Source organism: Flavobacterium sp. (assembly GCF_044360715.1).
Lineage (GTDB): Bacteria > Bacteroidota > Bacteroidia > Flavobacteriales > Flavobacteriaceae > Flavobacterium.
This window is the reverse complement of record NZ_JBIKJY010000005.1, coordinates 36151-60990: the sequence shown is the minus strand read 5'-3', so window position 1 is coordinate 60990 and position 24840 is coordinate 36151. Positions and strand designations below refer to the sequence as shown.

Here is a 24840-nt window from a genome sequence, read left to right as displayed (position 1 = left end):
ATTGAGAAAAAACATACAACATATACAATTAGTCAAAAGTCATAAGTCGAAAGTTGAAAGTAATCAAACTAACTTCCACACAGCCGAAAACATTGATTTAAAAAAAACCTACTCCAAAGAAGATATTGAAGGATTAGAACACATTGGTTTTGGAGCAGGTTTTGCACCAAACTTACGAGGTCCTTACGGCACAATGTATGTTCGAAGACCTTGGACAATTCGTCAATATGCCGGTTTTTCAACAGCTGAAGAAAGTAATGCGTTTTACAGACGTAATTTAGCAGCCGGACAAAAAGGATTATCTGTTGCCTTTGATTTGGCTACACATCGCGGATACGATTCAGATCATATTAGAGTGCAAGGCGATGTTGGTAAAGCAGGCGTAGCCATTGATTCGGTGGAAGATATGAAAATTCTTTTCGACCAAATTCCGTTAGACGAAATGTCGGTTTCTATGACTATGAATGGTGCCGTTTTACCTATTATGGCCTTCTATATTGTAGCTGCAGAAGAACAAGGCGTAGCGCCAAACCAATTAGCAGGAACCATTCAAAACGATATATTGAAGGAATTTATGGTTCGGAATACGTACATTTATCCACCATCGCCTTCTATGAAAATTATTGCCGATATTTTTGAATATACGAGTAATAATATGCCAAAATTTAACTCCATTTCCATTTCTGGTTATCATATGCAAGAAGCAGGTGCAACTGCCGATATTGAATTAGCATATACACTTGCAGATGGTTTAGAATATATTCGTACAGGATTATCAACAGGTATGAAAATTGATGAATTCGCGCCTCGCCTATCTTTCTTTTGGGCAATTGGAATGAACCATTTTATGGAAATTGCTAAAATGCGTGCGGGAAGAATGCTTTGGGCAAAATTACTAAAACAATTTAACCCTAAGGATGAAAAGTCATTAGCATTACGTACCCATTGTCAAACATCGGGTTGGAGTTTAACCGAACAAGACCCATTTAATAACGTAGCTCGAACTACAATTGAAGCAGCAGCGGCTGCTTTTGGTGGGACGCAATCTTTGCATACCAATGCCTTAGACGAAGCCATTGCGTTACCAACAGATTTTTCGGCAAGAATTGCTCGAAATACGCAAATTTTCTTACAAGAAGAAACTAAAATTTGTAAAACAGTAGATCCTTGGGCAGGAAGTTATTATGTGGAAAGTTTAACCGCAGAAATTACAGAAAAAGCGTGGGCTTTAATTGAAGAAGTGGAAGCCTTAGGCGGAATGACGAAAGCCATTGAAGCAGGAATACCAAAATTACGAATTGAAGAAGCCGCCGCACGTAAACAAGCTCGAATTGATAGCACTCAAGATATTATTGTAGGCGTAAATAAATACCGTTTAGAAAAAGAAGATCCGTTACATATTTTGGATGTAGATAACGATATGGTGCGCAACCAACAAGTTGAAAGATTGGCTGAAATAAAAGCAAAAAGAGATACCGCTAAAGCAGCAAAAAGCATACAAGATTTGACCGAATGTGCCAAAACAGGAAATGGCAATTTATTAGCTATTGCTGTTGAAGCCGCCAGAAACAGAGTAACTTTAGGAGAAATTAGTGATGCCTTAGAAGTGGTCTTTGGACGTCATAAAGCACAAATTAAATCGATAAGTGGAGTGTATAGTAAAGCCATAAAAAACGATGAGAGTTTTGAAAAAGCAAAACAATTAGCCAACGAATTCGCTAAAAAAGAAGGTAGAAGACCCAGAATTATGATTGCTAAAATGGGGCAAGACGGTCACGACAGAGGTGCAAAAGTAGTCGCTACAGGTTATGCCGATGTAGGTTTTGATGTAGATATTGGGCCTTTGTTTCAAACACCTGCCGAAGCAGCAAAACAAGCTGTGGAAAATGATGTACACATTTTAGGTGTATCTTCATTAGCTGCAGGACATAAAACTTTAGTACCTCAAGTAATTGAAGAACTAAAAAAATATGGTCGCGAAGATATTATGGTAATTGTTGGAGGCGTAATTCCAGCGCAAGATTATCAATTTTTATTCGATGCTGGAGCAGTTGCTGTTTTTGGTCCTGGTACTAAAATCAGTGAAGCCGCAATCAGTATTTTAGAGGTTCTTATTGAGGATTAAACGTATTCAAACCTGACAGGTTTCAAAAACCTGACAGGTTTGTAATTATCGAAACATTTTTTATATTTGTATCTTAATAAACGCCAAACAATTATGATACAAGCCTTAGAACACGGTAACTATTACCATATTTACAATCGTGGAATAAATAGTACAACACTATTTAAAGAAAAAGAAAACTACGAACACTTTCTTAAACTTTTCGAAACTCATATTGACCCAATTGCTGAAACTTTCGCATGGTGTTTAATGAAAAATCACTTTCATTTCTTAATTAGGATTAAAGAGCTTTCTGAAATCAATAAAGAAAAAATCATTTTACCTTCACAATCGTTTTCAAATTTATTTAATGCTTACACAAAGGCATTTAATAAAAGATATAACCGCCATGGTGCCTTATTTGAAAGACCATTTAGAAGAAAACAAATTAATTTTGATATGTATTTACAAAATGTAATAGCTTATATACATAACAATCCAGTTCATCATAAAATTTGTTCCCACCCTATTGAATATCCTTGGAGTTCTTATATTAGTTGTCTTTCTGAAAAGCCAACAAAACTAAAAAGAAAAGAAGTAATTGAAATATTCAATGATGTAGATAATTTTAAAAATGTACATCAAGAAAAAGGCAATTATTTTGAAATTGAAAATGTATTAGGTTTCTAATTTTAAACCTGACAGGTTTAATTTTCTATTTATTAGCATCCCTTACTAATCTTTTCAAAATCGCCCATTGTTTTAATGCGTCTCTGGCTTCTACTGCTGGATACCCCAACATTGTTTTTCCTGCAGGAATATCTCCAGTAACACCTGAACCTGCACCAACTATCGCACCATCACCTATTACAGTATGGTCTTTAATAGAAGCACTACCTCCAATAATTACGCCATTTCCTAACGTAACAGAACCTGCCAATCCAGAGTTCCCTGCCATAATACAAAATTTACCCAATTTACTATTATGACCTATTTGTACTAAATTATCAATTTTACAGCCATCTCCAACAATTGTAGAACTAAATTTCCCTCTATCTACACAAGAATTGGCACCAATTTCTACACCATTACCAATAATAACGTTTCCAATTTGCGGAATTTTCACCAATCCTCTTTCTGGATCTGGACGGAAACCGAAGCCATCTGCACCAATAGTTGCATTTGGATGTACAATACAATGACTACCAATATGGCAACGCTCTCTAACAACAGTGCCCGACCAAATGGTGGTATGATTTCCAATCGTGCTTTCATCTAAAATGGTTACGTTGGGATAAATAAGTACGTTTTCGCCTATTTTAACATTAGGACCTATATATACCCCAGCTCCTATTTTTGTATGATTTCCGATAGTTGCAGAAGCATCAACAACTGCTGTTGGATGAATATTTACAGTAAAAACAGGGGCTGGTGGAGCGAACATTTCCAATACTTGTGACATCGCCAAATCGGCGTTTGACACTTTTATAAAGGCACGATTTTCTCCTGGTTCAATAGCTATATCTTGATTTACAACCGCTACACAAGCAGATGATGTAGCCCAAAATTTTTCGTATTTCTTGTTTCCTATAAAAGAAATCTCAGTCTCTTTTGCTTCTTCTAATTGTTCAGGAGCTGTAATTAGCGTGTTTGTATGTCCAACAATTTCCCCTTTTAATACCTGATTTATTTCTTCAATAGAATATGTCTTCATTTGATGTAGTAGTTAATGATTTTAATAGCAATATTTTGCCCCAATTTACATCAAAACTAATTAATATGAAAATTTTTTACTTTTTTACAACAAGAAGTTGAGTAATTGAATCTTTAAATCTATTTCCCTCTTGGATGAAAAGAATGCATCACTTCTGCTAAAAATTTTCTATCTAAATGCATATATACTTCAGTTGTTGTAATCGATTCGTGACCTAACATCAGTTGGATAGAACGTAAATCGGCGCCATTTTCTAATAAATGTGTCGCAAAAGAATGTCGGAAAGTATGGGGCGAAATGGTCTTTTTTAAATCTATTTTTACGGCTAAATCTTTAATAATCGTAAAAACCATTGCACGTGTTAGTTGTTTTCCTCTTCGGTTGAGAAACAACGTATCTTCGTGTCCTTTTTGAATTGACAAATGGGTACGAATGAAGTTTTTATAATTTAAAATTAGTTTTTGCGTGGGCAATCCTATGGGTACAAAACGTTGTTTGTTTCCTTTTCCTGTAATTTTCAGAAATCCTTCTTCAAAAAACAAATCCGATATTTTTAAGGTAATTAATTCCGAAACCCTTAATCCACAACTATATAAAGTCTCTAACATTACTTTGTTGCGTTCTCCTTCTGCTGAAGTTAAATTTATGGCTTGAATTAATAAATCTATTTCTTCTGTAGAAAGTGTATCGGGTAATTTTCTTCCTGTTTTTGGGACTTCAATTAATTCAAGTGGAGTATCTTTTCGATAATCCTCAAAAATTAAATAATTGAAAAAACTCTTTAAACCAGAAATTATTCTGGATTGACTTCGTGCATTCACTTGAGTAGAAATGGTATAAATAAATTGTTGTACCTGTTCTTCATTAATTTGTATTGGAGAAACTTCTAAGTTGTTTTCTGTCAAAAAACCTACTAATTTTTCAATATCAAAACTATAATTTTGAATCGTATTCGGAGACAATCCACGTTCCAATCGTAAATAATTTTGATATTCTTTTATGTAGGTATTCCAATTTGGCATTCGAGTTTGAATTTAGGCTAAGATATAGCTTTCCATTTTCTGTTGCAATACTTATTAAAAGTAAGGCATAAAAAAAGCCTTACATTTCTGTAAGGCTTTGGGTGGAAGACCGGGTTCGAACCGGCGACCCTCGGTACCACAAACCGATGCTCTAACCAGCTGAGCTACAACCACCATGTATAAATACGGGTGCAAATATAACACTAAACTTCATACTTGCAAAGAAAAAAATAATTATTTTATTTCAAATCCCCTAAACTATTGACTGTCAAATATCTTTCTGTAATTAATTCTTTGCTATAAGAAACCTAAGTTATATAAATTAATCATTTACAATTTATAAACAAAAAAAGAAGTATTAAATAATTTCAGGAAAAATAGAATATGTATAATAAAAACGATTAAATAATAGAACTAAAAAAAATTATTTTCCAAAATTTCTAACTAATTTTATTATTAGATGTGAGCGCAAAAGAATTGGTTTCTCCCTACCAAAACCCCCACCAAAATAATTCATCTGGTGCCAATCTCCCTAAATAATTGTACTAAAATCAAACAAATCAGATACTGACACCCCTAAAGATTTAGCAATCTTAAGCATAGTTGAAACTTTCATCTCTTATTTTCCCTTAATGTACTTTCGTAAGTTTTCCACATCAAGATCAGCATCATGTGCAACTTCTCTTGTCTTCAAACCTTTCAGCTTTATTATCTCTTCAATACGCTTACCAAGACTTATAATTTCTGAGTTTATTGGTGTTTTTCGAACTCTTTTTTCCATATTGGAAAATTACTTTCATCTAATTAAATGTATGTGATTGTTTTCAATACGTTGTATATAACCGATTTTTTATTATATTTGAAAAATAATAATAAAAAATATCAAATATAAAATTGATAAAATGCTACATACAAGAGAACCAACATTTCTGGATGAAAAATAAAATTCAATCAATTATAATAATGGAGTTCAGAAACCATTAAAAACGAGGTGAAACTGAAAAACCAAAAGAGTAGGAAACAAAAAAAAACAAATATGAGAAAAATAATTTTTAACACAGTAATTACAATTTGCACATTAACTAATAGCTTTTCACAAGATATGATTACAAAAAAAACAAGTGAAGATATTAAGGCTAAAGTTATCGAGGTTACTATAAATGAAATTAAATACAGAAAATTTGATAATCTAAATGGACCATTATTTACATTATTGAAGTCAGATGTATTAATGATACGCTATGAAAATGGTTCAAAAGACATCTTTAATGAAGTACAAAACTCAGTAACTGCAAATGCCTCTTCTAATGACATGTCAATTAAAGGAAAAGAAGATGCTATTACTAATTATAAAGGAAAATCATCAGGCGCGGGATGGACAGCTGCTGCTACAATTTTAACAAGTCCAGTATTAGGATTGATTCCTGCAATAGCATGTTCTTCAACTGAACCATCAGATGAAAATTTAAATTATAAGGATAGTGAATTAATGAAAAATAATGATTACAATAGAGCGTACACAAAACAAGCACATAAAACTAAAAAGAAAAAAATATGGACTGGTTTTGGTGTTGGTTCAGGAGCTTGGCTATTGTTAATACTATTACTATAATTTGAAATAAATGTGAAATTCTCAATCTTATCTCAAAAAAATGTAGGTTGAGAATTTATTCTTTTTAAAAATATAATTTATTTTTTTATTGATTAACTTACACAGAAAAATAAAATGAAGAATAATTTAATATACACGTTTTTTATAATTTTTACACTAACAAATTGTATTTCACAAAATATCAATTATGGAATAAAAGCTGGAGTAAACATTTCGAGTTTTGATGGTAGTATTACAAATAAATCACTTATTGGTCCTCAAGTGGGTGGTTTCGCAGAAATTACATTAAATGATAAACTAACCATCCAACCAGAATTATTACTTTCTATGCAAGGTGCAGAATTTGAATATTCCTTACGACAAAACTTTTATGAACCTATTAGCCAGAAAAGATTGAAAATAAGTTTATATTATCTAAATCTTCCAATTACTGTTAAATATAACTTTATAGATAAGTTTTCAATAATTGCTGGACCACAAATTGGGTATTTAATAAAAGCAACACAAAAAAACAAATCAAATCAATTTGAAATACTTAATAGTAGCGATGAAACCGACATTAAGAATTTATATAAAACTATTAGTTACAGTTTTAATTTAGGTTTAAATTATAATATTACTGAGGAAATTTTTGCTGATGTTAGATATAATTATGGTTTATCCAATATATTGAATGGTAACAATACTTTATTTGGTACTGGTTTAAAAAACAATGTAATTCAATTTTCTATAGGTTACAGATTATAGAATTTCATATTAATAGTAAGCAATTAAAAGAAACATATATGAATAAAACATTATTTTTATATTTTACTTCAAATCCCCTAAACTATTGACTGTCAAATATCTTTCAACAGTAAAACCTTCAGCGAAGGCTACACCTACTAAACGTCCTAAATCCATAGCACGGTATTCAATACTATCTAAAAAGTTTTTTGAAGTAATTGGTGTATTGGGTTCGTTAGAATTCGGATTATAAAACTGGGTTGCATAAGCTTTTACAGCTTTCATTTTTACATCCATAAATTCGGAAACATCCACTACAAAATCGGGTTCAATAGATTGCCATTGTATGTAATGATAGACCAATTTTGGTCGGTAATGCGTTTGTTTTTCGCCATTAAGTTCGGTTTCAATTTTAGTTAAACCGGATAAAAAACAAGCGTCACTTACTAATTTACTTCCTTTTTCGTGGTCGATATGTCTGTCTGCAATAGCGTTACACAACACAATTTCTGGTTGGTATTTACGAATCATTTTGATGATTTCCATTTGATGTGCTTCATCATTCACAAAAAAACCATCTCTGAAATTCAAGTTTTCTCTAACTGAAACACCTAAAATTTTCGCAGCTTCAGCAGCTTCTTCATCTCTTGTTTGAGCCGTTCCACGAGTTCCTAATTCACCACGAGTTAAATCGATGATTCCAACTTTTTTACCTAAAGAAATTTCTTTGGCAAGTGTTCCTGAACAACCTAATTCTACATCATCTGGATGTGCCCCGAAAGCTAATATGTCTAATTTCATATTTTTGGTTTAAAAGGTATTAGTTTATATGGTTAAAAGGTTTTACTAATAACATAAAACACTCAAAATCGTTTTGGCTTTATTTTCTGTTTCTATAAATTCTTTGTCGGCTTGGCTGTCTTTTGTAATGCCGCAACCTACGTAAATATTGACTTCAAATTGCATTTTGATATTGCTATTGACATTGTTATTGAAATTTACAAACTCGCAACACCTCAAATTTACAAATAAATTCGTTTGTTCTTGCATTCTGAATTCACCTAAAAAACCAGAATAATATTTTCTATTGTACTTTTCGTTTTCTAAAATAAAATTTCTGGCAATATGTAAAGGCATTCCACAAACTGCAGAAGTTGGATGTAAAGCATTAATTAAATCGTTTTCAGAAATATCCGATTTTAATTTCCCTGAAATATCTGATTTTAAATGTACTACATTTCCTGCTTTCTGCGTGTATGCTTTCGAAATTTGTATATTTTCAACTAAATTTTCTGTACTATTTTTTATATAATCGGTAACCAATTGATGCTCTTTAACTTCTTTTTCTTGCCAAATTACGTTTTCTGAAACCACTTGCGTTCCTGCTAAAGAAACGGTTTCAAAAGTATGGTTATTAATTTTTGTCAATTGTTCTGGTGTGGCGCCCATCCATAATCCCACTTGAGGATGATACCACAAATATCGAAAAGCAGTTGGATACGTTTTTAAAAGTTTTTGATACGATTTTATAACATCTACTGATTGCGAAATTTCAATTTTACGAGACACGACGACTTTTTGAAACGTTCCATTTTCAATTTCCGAAACCGCTTTTTGAACTAAATTCTCAAATGATTTTTGAGCGTTTTCAACAGAAGTATGTTCTAAATTAAAAGTTTGCGCTTCTTCATTAAAAATAATTTCTTCCTGAAAAACTTCGGAATCTGTTAATGGAAAAACAACATTTGTTTCGTTATAAAAACCAGCAAAAACAAATCCATTTTGATTTTCAAACACGTGTAAAGCATCATTTTTTTGAAAAACACCTTGTAAAACAACATCATCTGGTTTCGCATACACTACAAAAGGCAATTGATTTTGAAAATAAAAAAGGGCTTTTTCTAATAAGTTCATTACTTAACTCTTCTTGATAAAACCATATTAGACAATTTACATAAAGAAATTAATTTGTCGTTTTCGTCCACAATTCTAATTTCCCACAAATGAATACTGGCACCTTTATGTATAATTTTTGCCGTACAAAAAACAGTTCCTTCTCTTTTGCTACGTAAATGATTCGCACTTATTTCGATACCACGAACTTCTTGTTTTTCTGGATTGATGAATAGTAATGAAGCGGCACTTCCCACACTTTCTGCTAAAGCCACTGTAGCACCACCGTGTAACAATCCCATGGGTTGATGTACTCTTGAATTGACTGGCATTTTTGCTTTTAGAAAATCTTCACCAGCATCAATATACTCTATTTCAAGCGTTTCCATTAATGTGTTTTTAGACCATTCGTTACAAAGTGCTAAAAATTTTTCTTTATTAAACATAAATAGTTATTTTTACAAAGTTACAAATTTATATTTCTATAAAAATATACCAAAACGAACATTTTTTCGTTTTATATAATTATAAAAATTATAGCCACGAATTTTCGAATTAAAAATTTGTTCAAAAATAATTCGTATCGACTTTGTCGATAATTAATTTGAATTAAATTCATATTTTAAGATTACAAAAATTCGGCAATTCGTGGCAAATAAAAAAACATAAATAAAAAAAATAAATATGCGTCAGTTTATACTTATACTTGGTTTAATTACTACTTTTTGCTTTACATCCTGCAGAAATGAGCTTGATTTTGAATCGAGTATTGGTACCTTAACTTTTTCCAAAGAAACCGTGTATTTAGATACCGTTTTTACAAATATTGGTTCAAGCACCTATACGCTAAAAGTGTACAACAATAGCAACAAAAACATCTCTATTCCAAAAGTGCGATTAGGAAAAGGGCAAAGTTCAAATTACCGATTAATGGTGGATGGAATACCTGGAAAAGAGTTTGAAAATGTAGAACTTTTAGCCAAAGACAGCTTGTTTGTATTTATAGAAATTACCTCAAATATAGCTAATGCAAATCCAACAGATTTTTTATATACCGATAGAATTGAGTTTGGCGAAACGAATAATTATCAAAAAGTAGAATTGGTTACGTTGATTCAAGATGCTGTTTTTATTTATCCTGAAAGAACGGGTAGTCCAAATAATTACACCTACGAACAAATTAATTTAGGGACAAACACAGAACCCGCAAACATTACAGGAACCAATTTAAGTGAGACAGATGCCATAAACGGAAACGAGCTGCATTGGACCAATACAAAACCCTATGTAATATACGGTTTTGCTAAAATTCCAGAAACAAAAACACTTGTTATTGATCCTGGAGCAAGGGTGCACTTTCACGCTAATTCAGGTTTAATTGTTGCTGCAAATGCGCATTTACAAGTTAATGGAAATTTATCTACAACCGAAGATTTAGAAAACGAAGTAATTTTTGAAGGCGATCGTTTAGAATCCAATTATAGCGAAGTAGCTGGGCAATGGTTAGCCGTATTATTTATGGGAGGTAGCAATCAAAATGTTATAAAAAATTTAACCATTAAAAATGCAACTGTTGGTATGTTAGTTTCAAATAATGATGGAACCACAACTCCGACTATTGATATGATGAATGTACAAATTTACAATTGTGCCAATGTGGGAATTTTAGCCCGAACTGGTAATATCTCAGGTAAAAATGTAGTGATTAATAATTGTGGTCAAGCCAGCTTAGCTTGTACGTATGGAGGAAGTTACGACTTTACGCATTGTACGTTTGCCAATTATTGGAATTCTCCAAATCAAACCAGTTTGGTGTTAACTAATGAAAATATAAGCAGCACGATTCAAACGTCGTTAACGCAAGCCAATTTTAAAAATTGTATATTTTATGGATCCAGTAATTTTGGTATCGCCTTAGAAAAAACAGGAGCCATATTCAACTATAAATTTGATAATTGCTTGATTAAATTTATTGATTATAACAACCAAATTAGTGCGAATCCGTTATACCAATTTTCTACAAATACTTCAAAATACGTAGGATGTATTTTCGCAACAAATTCAACAGCAAACAATCCAGGATTTAAAAATGTAAGCCTAAATGATTTCCGAATTAATGAGAATTCCATTTGCAGAAACAACGCCAATTTTACGTATTCATTTCCGTTAGATATCCTTGGAACAACCCGAACAAATCCTTCCGATATAGGTGCCTATGAATATTTACCTTAATTTTAAAATTTTGAGTGGTTTTTACCACTCTTTTTTTTTTATACTTTAAGAAGAAAGTTTAACTTTGCATCAGAAACAACTAACACAACTGAAATAACATTCAGTTCAAGCAACTCAACTTTATGATTTTTTTCTTTGGAAACCAAAGCAATACCGTTTTTGCAGTTCAGTCTCAATCTGAAATTTCTACCGAAAACATCCAAAAACTTAACTGGTTATTTGGGGAAACACAACAAATAAACAACAAAACAATTTCTGAAAATTTTGTTGGACCTCGTGCCGCAATGATTACGCCTTGGAGTACAAATGCCGTTGAAATTACGCAAAATATGGGCATTTCAGGAATTATCAGAATTGAAGAATTTGAAAAAGTAAGTTCAGATTTTAATGATTTTGATCCAATGTTGTTTCAAAAATATACAGCATTACATCAAGAAATTTACACCATACATATTCAACCTGAACCTATTTTAGAAATTGACGATATTGCATCGTACAACAAAACAGAGGGTTTGGCATTGAGCGCTGAAGAAGTCGATTATTTAAACAATCTTTCAACTAAATTAGGTAGAAAATTAACCGATTCTGAAATATTTGCCTTTTCACAAGCCAATTCAGAACACTGCCGTCATAAAATTTTCAACGGAACTTTTGTTGTAGATGGCGAAGAACAACCAACCTCGTTATTCAAATTAATTAGAAAAACATCTGAAACCAATCCTAATGATATCGTTTCAGCATATAAAGACAATGTGGCTTTTGTTAAAGGTCCAAAAGTAACACAGTTTGCACCAAAAAGTGCTGACAAACCCGACTTTTACGAAGAAAAAGAATTTGATTCCGTACTTTCATTAAAAGCAGAAACACACAATTTTCCTACAACTGTTGAGCCTTTTAATGGCGCTGCAACCGGTTCTGGAGGAGAAATTCGTGACCGTTTAGCTGGAGGTCAAGGTTCTTTGCCTTTAGCAGGAACAGCGGTGTATATGACATCGTATTCTCGTTTAGCAGAAAATCGCCCTTGGGAAAACGATATGGCAGCTCGCCCTTGGTTGTACCAAACGCCAATGGATATTTTAATTAAAGCCTCAAACGGAGCATCCGATTTTGGAAATAAATTTGGACAACCGTTAATTACGGGTTCTATTTTAACATTTGAACACGAAGAAGCAGCGCGCAAATTAGGTTACGATAAAGTAATTATGCAAGCCGGTGGAATTGGCTATGGAAAATTAGACCAAGCGATAAAAAAGAAACCAACAGCAGGTGATAAAATTGTCATTCTGGGTGGAGAAAATTATAGAATTGGAATGGGTGGTGCCGCAGTATCTTCTGCAGACACAGGTGCTTTTGGTTCAGGAATTGAATTAAATGCCATTCAGCGTTCCAATCCAGAAATGCAAAAACGTGCTGCCAATGCCATTCGTGGATTGGTGGAAAGCGATAACAACCCGATAGTTTCTATTCACGACCACGGTGCAGGTGGACATTTAAATTGTTTATCGGAATTGGTAGAAGAAACAGGAGGTTTAATTGATTTAGATAAATTACCTGTAGGCGACCCTACCCTATCTGCGAAAGAAATTATCGGAAACGAATCGCAAGAAAGAATGGGCTTGGTTATTGGTCAGAAAGACATCGAAACGTTACAACGCATTGCCGATAGAGAACGCTCGCCAATGTATGAAGTGGGTGATGTAACCAACGACCATAGATTTACTTTTGAATCAAAATCGACAGGTGAAAAACCTATGGATTATGCTTTAGAAGATTTCTTTGGAAGTTCGCCAAAAACCATAATGAACGACAAAACAATTACTAGAAAGTATAGTAATTCGGAATATAAAGCCAGTGAAATTCCAACCTATTTAAATCACGTTTTACGATTAGAAGCCGTGGCTTGTAAAGATTGGTTAACCAATAAAGTAGACCGTTGTGTAGGTGGAAAAGTAGCCAAACAACAATGTGCAGGTCCGTTACAATTGCCTTTAAATAATGTAGGTGTAATGGCTTTAGATTATAAAGGAAAAGAAGGAATTGCCACTTCTATTGGGCACGCTCCTATTTCAGCTTTAATTGATCCGGTTGCAGGAAGTAGAAATGCCATTGCAGAATCGCTTTCAAATTTAGTTTGGGCACCTTTAAAAGACGGTTTAGCTTCGGTTTCTTTATCGGCAAACTGGATGTGGGCTTGTAAAAACGAAGGCGAAGATGCCCGTTTATACGAAGCCGTAAAAGGATGTTCTGATTTTGCTATCGAATTGGGAATCAACATTCCAACAGGAAAAGATTCCTTATCCATGAAACAAAAATACCCAAATGACGAAGTAATTGCACCAGGAACGGTTATTATTTCGGCAGCTGGAAATTGTTCGAATATCACTAAAGTAGTAGAACCTGTTTTACAACGTAATGGCGGAAATATTTACTACATCAATTTATCACAAGATACTTTTAAATTAGGTGGTTCTTCATTTTATCAAACGCAAAATAAAGTTGGAAATGAAACGCCAACTATAAAAGAAGCTGCGTTTTTCATAAAAGCATTTAATACCTTACAAGAGTTAATTAAAGACAGAAAAATTAAAGCCGGACACGATATTGGAAGTGGTGGTTTGATTACCACTTTATTAGAATTATGTTTCAGCCCCCTAACCCCCAAAGGGGGAACCTCAAACTTTGAGGAAACAGGTATGAAATTAAATTTTGATTGTTTTGAAGAAAAAGATTTAGTCAAAATATTATTTTCAGAAAATATTGGTGTTGTCGTTCAACCTGCTAATAATGAAGAATTTGAAGCTTATTTGAATGAAAATAAAGTAGAATTTTTCAATCTTGGTGAAGTTACAAATACTGGAAAATTGGAATTTGGAACTTGGAATTTGGATATTGCCACGTACCGAAAAACTTGGTTTGAAACATCATATTTATTTGACCAAAAACAAACGAAGAACGGCAAAGCAAAAGAACGTTTTGATAATTTTGATAAACAAGCATTACAATTTACATTTCCATCGCAATTTGATGGTAAATTACCTGTAATTCCTGCTGGTACAAGACCAAAAGCAGCTATTATTCGTGAAAAAGGAAGTAATTCTGAACGAGAAATGGCAAATGCAATGTTCTTAGCAGGATTTGATGTAAAAGACGTTCATATGACCGATTTAATTTCGGGACGTGAAACTTTAGAAGACATACAATTTATTGGTGCTGTGGGTGGTTTTTCTAATTCAGATGTATTGGGTTCCGCTAAAGGTTGGGCTGGTGCCTTTTTATACAATGAAAAAGCAAACTCTGCTTTAAAAAACTTCTTCAAAAGAGAAGATACACTTTCTGTAGGAATTTGTAACGGGTGCCAATTGATGATGGAATTAGAGTTAATTAATCCAGAGCATGACGTGCATGGAAAAATGAAACATAACGATTCAAACAAACACGAAAGTGGCTTTACTTCTGTAAAAATTCAGAAAAACAACTCGGTAATGCTTTCAACATTAGAAGGTGCTACTTTAGGGGTTTGGATTTCACACGGTGAAGGAAAATTCAATTTGCCAATGCCAGAAAATCAATATAATATAGTTGCAAAATATGGTTACGAAGGGTATCCAGCCAATCCAAACGGTTCGGATTATAATACGGCGATGCTGTGCGACACAACTGGAAGACATTTGGTTATGATGCCTCATATTGAGCGTTCTACGTTCCCTTGGAATTGGGCAAATTATCCAGACAGAAATCAAAAAGATGAAGTTTCACCTTGGTTAGAAGCCTTTGTGAATGCTAGAAAGTGGGTTGACAACAAAAAGTAATACATACAAAAAGGGCTGTTTCATATGAAACAGCCCTTTTACTTTATATCAAAATTATCTGATTAATTTCTTGTATTTAATTCGAGTTGGTGTAACATCTTTACCTAATCGTTTGCGTTTGTTTTCTTCATATTCTGTAAAACTTCCTTCAAAACTATATACTTGTGACTCGCCTTCAAAGGCTAAGATATGCGTACAAACACGGTCTAAAAACCATCTGTCGTGCGAAATAATTACGGCACAACCTGCAAAGTTTTCTAAACCTTCTTCTAAGGCACGAAGCGTGTTTACATCTAAATCATTTGTTGGTTCATCTAAAAGCAAGACATTTCCTTCTTCTTTTAATGTCATAGCTAAATGCAGACGGTTTCTTTCTCCTCCAGATAATGTAGCTACTTTTTTGTTTTGATCACTTCCACCAAAATTAAAACGAGATAAATACGCACGAGAATTCACTTGACGTCCTCCCATCATAATTAATTCTTGTCCATCACAAAAGTTTTCCCAAAGCGTTTTATTCACATCAATATTTGAGTGCGATTGATCCACATATGCAATTTTTACCGTTTCACCGATATCAAAAGTTCCAGCATCGGCTTTTTGTTCGCCCATAATCATTTTGAAAATGGTAGATTTACCTGCTCCATTTGGACCAATAATTCCAACAATTCCAGCTTGTGGCAATACAAAATTTAAATCGTCATATAATAATTTATCACCAAATGCTTTCGCCACATTTTTAGCTTCAATTACATTGGTTCCTAAACGAGGTCCATTAGGAATATAAATTTCTAATTTCTCGTCTAATGCTTTTTGATCTTCGTTTAATAATTTATCGTAATTCTGTAAACGTGCTTTCTGCTTGGTTTGACGCCCTTTTGCTCCTTGTCGCACCCAATCTAATTCGCGTTCTAAATTTTTTCTTCTTTTTGAAGCTACTTTTTCTTCTTGCGCCATTCTGTTAGATTTTTGTTCTAACCAAGAAGAATAATTTCCTTTCCATGGAATACCTTCTCCTCTATCTAATTCTAAAATCCAACCCGCAACATTATCTAAGAAATATCTATCGTGCGTAACGGCAATTACGGTTCCTGAATATTGTGCTAAATGTTGTTCTAACCAAAGTACAGATTCGGCATCTAAGTGGTTGGTTGGCTCATCTAATAACAATACATCCGGTTGTTGCAATAACAAACGACATAAAGCCACACGACGTTTTTCTCCACCAGACAACACATTAATAGGTGTTTCAGGGTCTGGAGTACGAAGCGCATCCATTGCGATTTCTAACTTAGTATCAATTTCCCAAGCCCCACAAGCATCTATTTTATCTTGTAATTCTGCTTGACGATCCATAAGTTTCTCCATTTTTTCTGGATTCTCATAGACTTCAGGCAAACCAAAATCGTCATTAATTTTATTAAATTCAGCCAAAAGCTCAAACGTTTCAGCAGCGCCTTCACGTACAATATCTATAACCGTTTTTGTTTCGTCTAAAAGTGGCTCTTGCTCTAAATATCCAACTGTATAACCAGGTTGAAAAACTACATCGCCTTGATAATTCTTATCAATTCCAGCAATAATTTTTAATAAAGAAGATTTTCCTGAACCATTAAGTCCCAAAATACCAATTTTAGCTCCGTAAAAGAAACTTAAATAGATATTTTTTAATACTGGTTTATCTGCACCTGGATAACTTTTACTCAATTTTTGCATTGAGAAAATTACTTTCTTATCGTCTGACATATTTTTTTTGTTTTTTGTTTGTTGTTTGTGGTTTGTGGTTTATTGTTGGTTGTTGGTTGTTGGTTGTTGTTTATTGTTAATTGATTGTGATTTGGAATTTGTTATTTGGAATTTGTTATTTGTTATTTGGAATTTTACTGAAAGTTATTACATTCTTCCTTTTAAAGCATTGAAAACCCAAGCGTTAGCAAAAAAACCAATTCCTACCGCTCCAAAGCCCCAACCTGCTACATCATCATATCTGTATATGGCTAAACTGATTATTATTATACCCATAATAATCATTATTCCTGTAGCCCAAGCTAAAACTGTATTTTTATTCATTTCTATTAGTTTTTATACATTTTGGATTGCAAATATCGTGTTTTTTTATAATTTTAAAGAAAGTAAATAACTTAATTTATTTAGTTGAAAATTTTATATACTAACTCCTTCAGCATATCGGCTTCTTTCATCGAACCAGAACCAACACCTTTGCTTTTTACATCCATATCGCGAATGATTTCAATAATTTGACTCACTTTTCGCATCGGATAATTTTTACTTGCTGTAGCATATTCATCCATAAAAAATGGATTGACGCCCAACGCTTTTGCCGCATTGAATTTTGATTTGTCTTTTAATCCGTGATATTGCAACAATTGAGCAAAAAAGGCAAACATTTGACCGCTAACGACAACTATTGGATTGTCTTTTGGATTTGCTGCAAAATTATGAATGATTGCATAGGCTTTCTGCTGATTTCTCGTTGCTAATGCCGATTTTAGTTCAAACACATTATAATCTTTACTAAAACCAATGTTTTCTTCAATATTTTTTGGTGTAAAAATATGCCCTTCAGGAAAAACAATTTTTAGCTTTTCCAATTCGTTATTAATTTTAGCTAAATCTGTACCTAAAAATTCAGCTAACATAGCTGCTGCTTTAGGTTCAATTCCATAATTCTGACCTTTTAGCACCTTTACAATCCAATCTGGAACCTGATTGTCGTATAATTTTTTACTTTCAAACCAAACGCCTTTGTCTTTTATAGTTTTAAATATTTTTTTTCTTCCATCTGGTTTGTCTCTGTAGGCAAAGACTAAAATAGTAGTAAGTTGTGGATTCACGGCGTACGACTCAAATTTTTCAAATGTTTTAGATAAATTTTGCGCTTCTTTCACAATCACCACCTGATAATCTGCCATCATAGGAAAGCGTTTTGCTGTTGACACAATTTCTTCTACAGTGGTATCTCTACCATACAAAACCACTTGATTAAAGGATTTTTCGTCTTCAGTAAGTACCGATTTTTCAATTAAATCTGAAATCCTATCTATATAATAGGTTTCTTCTCCACATAAAAAATAAATGGGTTTGTAATTTTTAGATTTAATATCGTTAACTATTTTTATTACTTCTGTCATTTTGGTTTATTGTTTATGGTTTATGGTTTATTGTTAAACTTCAAACCTTTAATTTCAGAATTATTTAAATATTTCATAAATGCACCAATTTTGTTTTTTACAAGTTCTATTTTTTCAGATGATATACGAAATTGTTCATCAGAAATTATTTTTTTATCCAAAGATCGATACAATTGCGATTTTAATTCGCCACACGAACCTTTGGAATAACTTAAAAAATTAATGAATTCTCTGTTGCCATTTCTTTCAAAACCTTCTGAAATATTATCCATAATTGAGCCCGAACTTCTATCCATTTGGTCTTTTAACGCATATCTTTTTCCTAAACTCGTCGTTTCAAACAAGATTTCAATATCTTTACAAATATCACGAGAAATATTCCAAATTTCTAAATCCTCAAATTTTTCTATTTTTGCCATACAACAATAAACAATAAACAATAAACAACAAACAATAAAAATTGAACAAGTTACATTTTCCATCGTATTCTTTTCGTTTCAAAAATAGTGAAAATAAAGTTGCTATTTTTGATGAAATTAGAAAAAAATTTGTGTTGCTAACTCCAGAAGAATGGGTTAGGCAGCACACGATTCAGTATTTAATACAAGAATGTAAGTATCCAAAATCGCTTATAAACGTTGAAAAACAAGTAAAAATAAACGGAATGAGCAAACGCTATGATATTGTAATTTTCAATTCGGATGGTAGTATTTTCTTGGTGGTTGAGTGCAAACAACCTGATGTAGCCATTTCTCAAAACACCTTTGATCAAATTGCGAGATATAATTTTACTCTGAAAGCCACATATTTAATGGTAACGAATGGATTAAATCATTATTTTTGTCAAATGGATTTTGATAATGAGAAATATACTTTCTTGAAAGAGTTACCATTATACATTAAATAGGAACACAGATTTAGCAGATTTTTTTAAACACATAGGCACATAGTTTTTAATTTTCATTAGAAGCTTCGCTTTGTATAGAAAACATAGCATTTTATTATTGACATTGAAAAACAGGAACACAGATTGAACAAATTTTATTAATTTTCATGATTTCTTAAATCTGTGTTGAAAAATTTAAACTTGATATTAAAATTGATTTTTGATATTGTAATTGACATTAACATTGACTAAAACAGCCGTAGTTATATTAAATTGGAATGGTGCCAAATTATTGCAGCAATTTTTGCCTTCCGTAATTCAGTTTTCTGGGGATGCTACTATTTATGTGGCGGATAATGCCTCTACAGATACTTCTATTGCCGTGTTGAAAAAAGAATTTCCAACTATAAAAATTATTGAAAATACGGGAAATTATGGATTTGCAAAAGGATATAACGAAGCACTAAAATGTGTAGAAGAACCTTATTATGCTTTGGTGAATTCGGATATTGAGGTAACTGAAAATTGGCTACAACCCATAGAAACAATTTTTAATAACGAACCAAACACGGCTATAATTCAACCAAAATTATTAGATTTTAAAAAGAAAACACACTTTGAATATGCTGGTGCTGCTGGTGGATTTATTGACAAATTTGGCTTTCCGTTTTGTAAAGGTAGAATTTTTGATACTTTGGAAGAAGATTTGGGTCAATATAACACCGAAACTGAAATTTTTTGGGCAACAGGCGCTTGTTTTTTTATAAGAAAAGAAGTGTTTAGAAGTTTACAAGGATTTGATAGTGATTTTTTTGCCCATCAAGAAGAAATTGATTTATGTTGGCGCGCTAACAACTTAGGCTATGTTATAAAATACTGTCCTACTTCTGTAGTGTATCACGTGGGTGGTGCAACTTTAAACGAAGCCAATCCAATGAAAACATTTTTGAATTTTAGAAATTCATTATTGATGTTAACTAAAAACCTTCCAAAAGAAAAACTGGTTCCAATCATTTTTATCCGTATGTGTTTGGATGGCTTAGCTGGTGTTCAATTTTTATTTAAAGGAAAAGTAACACATACTTTTGCTGTTTTAAAAGCCCATTTTTATTATTATCATCTAATCGGACGAAATCTAAAGAAAAGAAACATCAGTCAAAAAACAAATTATTATTACACAAAATCTATCGTTTGGAATTACTTTGTTCAGAAAAAGAAAACTTTTAATAGAATTTAGAATATAGAATACAGAATATAGAATATAGAATATAGACTTTAGACATTTGACTTTAGACTTTAGACGTTTGTCTCAATCAATAATGCTAAAAAAAACATAAATTTTACGGCTCAACCTACTTTGGTATGATTTTTTCTATTTAACTTTGTAAAAAATATATTTCAATGAAAAAAATATTAATTTTAGCAGCCGTTATTCCTTTTGTATTTACTTCGTGTGTGTCAAGAAAGAAATTTGCTATGCTTGAAGCTAAAGAAAAAGCGACTCAAGATTTACTAAATACAGCAACTGTAAAATTAAACAGCTGTTTGGATGAAAAAGAAAAATTAAATACAGACAACACCAGTTTAGCTACACAGCTGGAGTATTTAAAGAAAACAAATTCGGATTTGATGATTATGTCTAAAGATATGGCTATTTTATCTGCTAAGGGTTCTGAAAATTTGGAAAAATCTTTAGAGAGTTTGAAAGAAAAAGATTTAAAAATTACCCGTTTACAAGATGCTTTAACTAAAAAAGACAGCGTAACATTAGCGTTAGTTACAAGTTTAAAACGTGAAGTAGGTATGGATGATCCAGATATTAATATTAATGTTGAGAAAGGTGTAGTAATGATTTCTATAGCAGACAATTTATTATTTAAATCTGGAAGTTTTGAAGTGAATGCTAAAGCTAAAAACGTATTGGCTAAAGTAGCAAAAGTAATTAACAGCAAGCCTGATTTTGAATGTATGGTAGAAGGCCACACGGATAATGTACCTTTTAAAAGTGCTGTTTTATTAGACAATTGGGATTTATCTGTAAAACGTTCAACAGCTATTGTACGTGTATTACATAACGACTTAGGTGTGAATCCAAAACAATTAATACCAGCCGGAAGAAGCTCTTATGTACCATTAGTAGCTAATAATACTCCCGCTAACAAAGCTAAAAACCGTAGAACACGCATTATTATTATGCCAAAAATTGACCAGTTTTACGATATGTTAGAAAAAGAAATGAAAAACTTAGGGAAAAAGTAATTCTCAAGACATAGATTTTTAAAAGCGACTTTATAGTCGCTTTTTTTTGTTTCAAGATTTTTGAAACAAAAACTAAACACTACAACCTCTATACCTTACATATATTTTTAGTAAATACACGAAGTTTTATTCGGGTTTTGTTCGGTAGTTGTTCGGTAGTTGTTCGGTAGTTGTTCGGTAGGCTTCGGTAAAATAGGGGTTTTACCGAAGGAATACCGAACAAAACCCGAACAAAACTAAAATAAATACAACTAAACCTGGATCACTTTGTAAAAAACCGTTTACGCAACCAAAACGCTACATTCACTAAAATAATCAAAGCGGGTACTTCCACTAATGGACCTATAACACCAGCAAATGCTTGTCCGCTATTAATGCCGAAAACACCGATAGAAACGGCAATTGCCAATTCAAAATTATTTCCCGATGCTGTAAATGATAACGCCACCGCATCACGGTAATTCGCACCAATTTTTTTAGACACAAAAAACATCAAGAAAAACATAATCGCAAAGAAAATTACTAATGGAATGGCTATTCTAAGCACGTCTAAAGGCAAATCCACAATCATTTCTCCCTTCAAACTGAACATTACCACAATGGTAAACAACAAAGCAACTAACGTTATTGGAGAAACAAAAGGGATGAATTGTTGATTGAAGAAGGTTTCGCCAATGTATTTTTTTATGGCATACCTACTAACAAGCGCTAAACCAAACGGAAAGCCCAAATAAATTCCAACAGTTTGTGCAATTTCTACAATAGTGATATTTAATTGCAAACCTTTAATTCCGAATAATGGCAACATAATTTCAAGATAAAAATACGCATACAAACTAAAGAAAAACACTTGAAGCAAACTATTAATTCCAATTAAACCAGCAGTTAATTCACGATTGCCTTCAGCTAATTCATTCCAAACAATAACCATAGCGATACAAGGTGCTAAACCAATAATTATTAAACCCGTCATATATTCTGGATAGTCTTTTAAGAAAAAAGTTGCCAATAAAAACATCAAAAACGGACCTACTATCCAAGTAATAAGAAACGAAGCCGTTAGCAATTTTGGTTGTTTGAACATTTGAGGCACTTTTGAAAAATCGATTTTAGTTAATGGTGGATACATCATCAAAATTAGTCCAATTGCCAAAGGAACATTAGTCGTTCCAGATGAAAAGGAATTAATAAAATCAGCTGAATTGGGAATAAAATAACCTATTCCTACTCCAAGTAGCATCGCAAAAAATATCCATAAGGTTAAAAATCGGTCTAAAAATCCTAATCTTTTTTTCATTTTGATTTAGTTTATTTGAGAAAACACAAAATACATTTCGCTTGCAATTTGTAAGCTACGTTCTGCATATTTTTCGTTCATTAATTCGGTGCCATCGAAAGCTTTTGGATCTTCATATTTAATTGGAAATCTGGCCTCAGCACCAAAAACCATAGGGCAACCTTCATCGGCATTGTTGCAAGTCATAATGGCTGAGAAATTGGTTTTCGGATTAAAATCATCGAAATACGTTTTTGAAAAACAGATAATCGGATGTTGATTTTCCTCGAATTTAACAGCATAAATTGGATTTGATGTATCTGAAATTTTTTGAATTTCAAATCCTTGATTCGTTAAGGTTTCAGCTACTTTTGGAAACATAGCTGTAGCTTCTGTTCCGCCTGAATAGCAAAATACGTTTTGAATTTGGAAATGAAACGCCATAGTTTGTCCCCAAATTTGCGACAAATGACTTCTTCGAGAATTGTGCGTACAAATAAAATTCAACCGAATTTCTTCTTGAAGATTGACTTTATTTTGAATATAATCCGCTAAGGGAAGTAACACTGCTTGTCTTTCAATCGAAACAGAGATTTCTTTTATAGTTTCAATCGTATTAGATAGATTTTTGAACATATTTTTCACAATTTACATTAACAACATTTGGCATCTAACTTAATATACATTCCCATAAAATAGCGTCCAATAGATTCAAACACTTCTTTATTCAAACAATAACAAATTGATTTTCCTTCAATAGTACCTTGTATGATGTTGGCATTTTTTAATTCTTTCAAATGTTGAGAAATGGTAGGTTGTGCCAATGGTAATTCATTTACAATATCGCCACAAATACAAGAATCGACCTTTAATAAATATTGAATAATAGCTACTCTGGCTGGATTTGCCATAGCTTTAAACAAGTTGGCCATTTCGTTTTGTTCTGTTGTAAAAGATTCAGATTTTGTAATTCCCATTGTATCATATTTATATATTGCAATATTACGATAATAACCTGAACAAAAAAATGTTTCTGTAAAAAAAAGAAACATTTTAGTTGAATTTATTTAAAACCAATTTTTTCTTTTGAAATAAATAATCATAGATACAAACAATAGAAACATACCAGTTACCACATAAAAATAACCATATTTCCAATGTAATTCGGGCATATTATCGAAATTCATTCCATACACACCCACAACAAATGTTAACGGCATAAAGAATACAGAAACAACTGTTAAGGTTTTCATTACTACATTCATTTTATGACTTTGTAATGAAAAATAAAACGAAGAGGCACTTTCCAACGAGCTTAAATCAGCATCAATCTGATCTAAAAGTTCCAAACATTTTTGATGTAAACGAGAGAAAAACGAATAATTTTCAACTGTAATAACATTAAAAACATCATCATCTTTCATACTTTTTATCGAATATAAAGAATCGCGAAGTGGCACAATAGAGCGACGTAAAAAGTTTAAATTATCTCTATGATGTTCAATATCTTCTAAAATATTTGGATTGGGTTTGATCTTAATTAAATCAATAACCGTATCAATTTTATGTTCCTCGCTTTCTATTGTAATATAAAAATTTTCCATTACGGCATCTAACAACAAATACAACAAGTAATCTACCTTTCGGTCTCTAACTATCCCAGCTTTTTGTCGCATTCTTTCTCGAATATGCAAAAAGAAATTGCTCTTTTTTTCCTGAAAGGAAAATAGCAATCCGTCTCGTAAAATAAAACTTATTTGCTCTACATCAATACCATTAGAATCTGGAAGTAAGGATTTAATATTAAAAAATAGTGTGTGATTGTACTCCTCAACTTTAGAACGTTTCAGAATATTTAATATATCGCCTAAAATAAAATCATCAATTTTAAATTTTATGCCAATTTCCTTAATTAAGGTAATGTCCGACAAACCGTGCAAATTAATCCAATTGTTTTTAGTCGCATCCAAATGTTTGTCTAATTGAGATAGTTTTATATCTTCAAACTCAAACAATTCCTCAGAATTATATACAAATAATTGCATTTCAGGCGCAATATTTTCGTGTTTACCCGTATACTCAATTAGAGTTGGTATAACTTTTCGACCTTTTTTGTATAATAGTTTTCGCACTTTATATTAAATAAGTATTTTTA

The 24840-nt window shown here is 32.3% G+C and carries 23 protein-coding genes and 1 tRNA gene; 9 read left to right on the top strand and 15 right to left on the bottom strand.

Going from position 1 to position 24840, the window contains the following annotated elements; translation table 11 throughout:
- Position 1 precedes the first annotated feature (1 nt).
- Complete coding sequence (gene scpA / locus ACIQ16_RS02770; protein WP_396148457.1) at positions 2–2125, top strand: methylmalonyl-CoA mutase; 2124 nt, start codon at positions 2–4, stop codon at positions 2123–2125.
- 93 nt (positions 2126–2218) lie between these two features.
- Positions 2219–2794: a transposase gene (locus ACIQ16_RS02765; RefSeq protein WP_396148455.1), complete on the top strand. Its 576-nt coding sequence runs from the start codon at positions 2219–2221 to the stop codon at positions 2792–2794.
- A 25-nt stretch (positions 2795–2819) separates the two neighbouring features.
- Here ACIQ16_RS02765 and lpxD read toward each other — a convergent pair whose 3' ends face one another.
- The 4 genes from lpxD to ACIQ16_RS02745 form a co-directional block, all read right to left on the bottom strand.
- Positions 2820–3818, bottom strand: a complete 999-nt coding sequence (lpxD, locus tag ACIQ16_RS02760) for a UDP-3-O-(3-hydroxymyristoyl)glucosamine N-acyltransferase (RefSeq protein WP_396148453.1) — start codon at positions 3816–3818, stop codon at positions 2820–2822.
- A gap of 119 nt (positions 3819–3937) precedes the next feature.
- Entirely contained in the window at positions 3938–4840 is a 903-nt protein-coding gene (locus ACIQ16_RS02755) for a site-specific tyrosine recombinase (RefSeq protein WP_396148451.1), read from the bottom strand.
- A 99-nt stretch (positions 4841–4939) separates the two neighbouring features.
- Positions 4940–5015: transfer RNA gene (locus tag ACIQ16_RS02750), tRNA-His, on the bottom strand.
- Positions 5016–5459: 444 nt separating this feature from the next.
- Entirely contained in the window at positions 5460–5621 is a 162-nt protein-coding gene (locus ACIQ16_RS02745; RefSeq protein WP_396148449.1) for a hypothetical protein, read from the bottom strand.
- 255 nt (positions 5622–5876) lie between these two features.
- On the opposite strand from ACIQ16_RS02745, the gene ACIQ16_RS02740 reads away from it, so the two are divergent.
- Positions 5877–6452: a hypothetical protein gene (locus tag ACIQ16_RS02740; RefSeq protein WP_396148447.1), complete on the top strand. Its 576-nt coding sequence runs from the start codon at positions 5877–5879 to the stop codon at positions 6450–6452.
- A gap of 114 nt (positions 6453–6566) precedes the next feature.
- Positions 6567–7199: a porin family protein gene (locus ACIQ16_RS02735; RefSeq protein ID WP_396148445.1), complete on the top strand. Its 633-nt coding sequence runs from the start codon at positions 6567–6569 to the stop codon at positions 7197–7199.
- 63 nt (positions 7200–7262) lie between these two features.
- Here the strand turns inward: ACIQ16_RS02735 and bshB1 are convergent, their stop codons facing one another.
- From bshB1 to ACIQ16_RS02720, 3 genes are read right to left on the bottom strand one after another with little or no spacing between them, the layout of a single operon-like run.
- Entirely contained in the window at positions 7263–7979 is a 717-nt protein-coding gene (gene bshB1 / locus ACIQ16_RS02730; RefSeq protein ID WP_396148443.1) for a bacillithiol biosynthesis deacetylase BshB1, read from the bottom strand.
- A 45-nt stretch (positions 7980–8024) separates the two neighbouring features.
- On the bottom strand, positions 8025–9092 hold the full coding sequence (locus ACIQ16_RS02725) for an isochorismate synthase (protein WP_396148442.1): 1068 nt from the start codon (positions 9090–9092) through the stop codon (positions 8025–8027).
- Positions 9092–9517 carry a PaaI family thioesterase gene (locus ACIQ16_RS02720; RefSeq protein WP_396148441.1) on the bottom strand — a complete coding sequence of 142 codons (426 nt, stop codon included), beginning with the start codon at positions 9515–9517 and terminating at the stop codon, positions 9092–9094. The genes ACIQ16_RS02725 and ACIQ16_RS02720 overlap by 1 nt, the downstream gene beginning before the upstream one ends.
- 238 nt (positions 9518–9755) lie before the next feature.
- Here ACIQ16_RS02720 and ACIQ16_RS02715 point away from each other — a divergent pair, with 238 nt between their 5' ends.
- Both ACIQ16_RS02715 and purL read left to right on the top strand, forming a co-directional pair.
- A complete protein-coding gene (locus tag ACIQ16_RS02715) occupies positions 9756–11303 on the top strand; it encodes a hypothetical protein (protein ID WP_396148440.1) in 1548 nt (515 codons plus the stop codon).
- Positions 11304–11425: 122 nt separating this feature from the next.
- Complete coding sequence (gene purL, locus ACIQ16_RS02710; protein WP_396148439.1) at positions 11426–15112, top strand: phosphoribosylformylglycinamidine synthase; 3687 nt, start codon at positions 11426–11428, stop codon at positions 15110–15112.
- 54 nt (positions 15113–15166) lie between these two features.
- Here the strand turns inward: purL and ettA are convergent, their stop codons facing one another.
- The 4 genes from ettA to ACIQ16_RS02690 form a co-directional block, all read right to left on the bottom strand.
- Entirely contained in the window at positions 15167–16858 is a 1692-nt protein-coding gene (ettA, locus tag ACIQ16_RS02705; RefSeq protein WP_396148438.1) for an energy-dependent translational throttle protein EttA, read from the bottom strand.
- A gap of 147 nt (positions 16859–17005) precedes the next feature.
- The gene (locus ACIQ16_RS02700) at positions 17006–17188 is read right to left on the bottom strand and encodes a CAL67264 family membrane protein (protein WP_396148541.1); all 183 of its coding nucleotides are present in this window, start codon (positions 17186–17188) and stop codon (positions 17006–17008) included.
- 74 nt (positions 17189–17262) lie between these two features.
- Positions 17263–18264 carry a DNA polymerase III subunit delta gene (holA, locus tag ACIQ16_RS02695; RefSeq protein WP_396148437.1) on the bottom strand — a complete coding sequence of 334 codons (1002 nt, stop codon included), beginning with the start codon at positions 18262–18264 and terminating at the stop codon, positions 17263–17265.
- Positions 18265–18284: 20 nt separating this feature from the next.
- Positions 18285–18683 (bottom strand): four helix bundle protein, encoded by a 399-nt coding sequence (locus ACIQ16_RS02690; RefSeq protein WP_396148436.1) that lies wholly within the window; start codon positions 18681–18683, stop codon positions 18285–18287.
- Positions 18684–18724: 41 nt separating this feature from the next.
- Here ACIQ16_RS02690 and ACIQ16_RS02685 point away from each other — a divergent pair, with 41 nt between their 5' ends.
- The 3 genes from ACIQ16_RS02685 to ACIQ16_RS02675 all read left to right on the top strand — a co-directional run bounded on the left by ACIQ16_RS02685 (position 18725) and on the right by ACIQ16_RS02675 (position 21409).
- Positions 18725–19171: a type I restriction enzyme HsdR N-terminal domain-containing protein gene (locus tag ACIQ16_RS02685; RefSeq protein WP_396148435.1), complete on the top strand. Its 447-nt coding sequence runs from the start codon at positions 18725–18727 to the stop codon at positions 19169–19171.
- Positions 19172–19394: 223 nt separating this feature from the next.
- Entirely contained in the window at positions 19395–20387 is a 993-nt protein-coding gene (locus tag ACIQ16_RS02680; protein WP_396148434.1) for a glycosyltransferase family 2 protein, read from the top strand.
- A 164-nt stretch (positions 20388–20551) separates the two neighbouring features.
- Positions 20552–21409 (top strand): flagellar motor protein MotB, encoded by an 858-nt coding sequence (locus tag ACIQ16_RS02675; RefSeq protein ID WP_396148433.1) that lies wholly within the window; start codon positions 20552–20554, stop codon positions 21407–21409.
- A gap of 262 nt (positions 21410–21671) precedes the next feature.
- Here the strand turns inward: ACIQ16_RS02675 and arsB are convergent, their stop codons facing one another.
- The 4 genes from arsB to corA all read right to left on the bottom strand — a co-directional run bounded on the left by arsB (position 21672) and on the right by corA (position 24817).
- Positions 21672–22706: an ACR3 family arsenite efflux transporter gene (gene arsB / locus ACIQ16_RS02670; protein ID WP_396148432.1), complete on the bottom strand. Its 1035-nt coding sequence runs from the start codon at positions 22704–22706 to the stop codon at positions 21672–21674.
- Positions 22707–22712: 6 nt separating this feature from the next.
- Positions 22713–23321 carry a protein-tyrosine-phosphatase gene (locus ACIQ16_RS02665; protein ID WP_396148431.1) on the bottom strand — a complete coding sequence of 203 codons (609 nt, stop codon included), beginning with the start codon at positions 23319–23321 and terminating at the stop codon, positions 22713–22715.
- Between the two features lie 17 nt (positions 23322–23338).
- The gene (locus ACIQ16_RS02660) at positions 23339–23662 is read right to left on the bottom strand and encodes an ArsR/SmtB family transcription factor (RefSeq protein WP_396148430.1); all 324 of its coding nucleotides are present in this window, start codon (positions 23660–23662) and stop codon (positions 23339–23341) included.
- A gap of 90 nt (positions 23663–23752) precedes the next feature.
- The gene (gene corA / locus ACIQ16_RS02655; protein ID WP_396148429.1) at positions 23753–24817 is read right to left on the bottom strand and encodes a magnesium/cobalt transporter CorA; all 1065 of its coding nucleotides are present in this window, start codon (positions 24815–24817) and stop codon (positions 23753–23755) included.
- Positions 24818–24840: the final 23 nt, after the last annotated feature.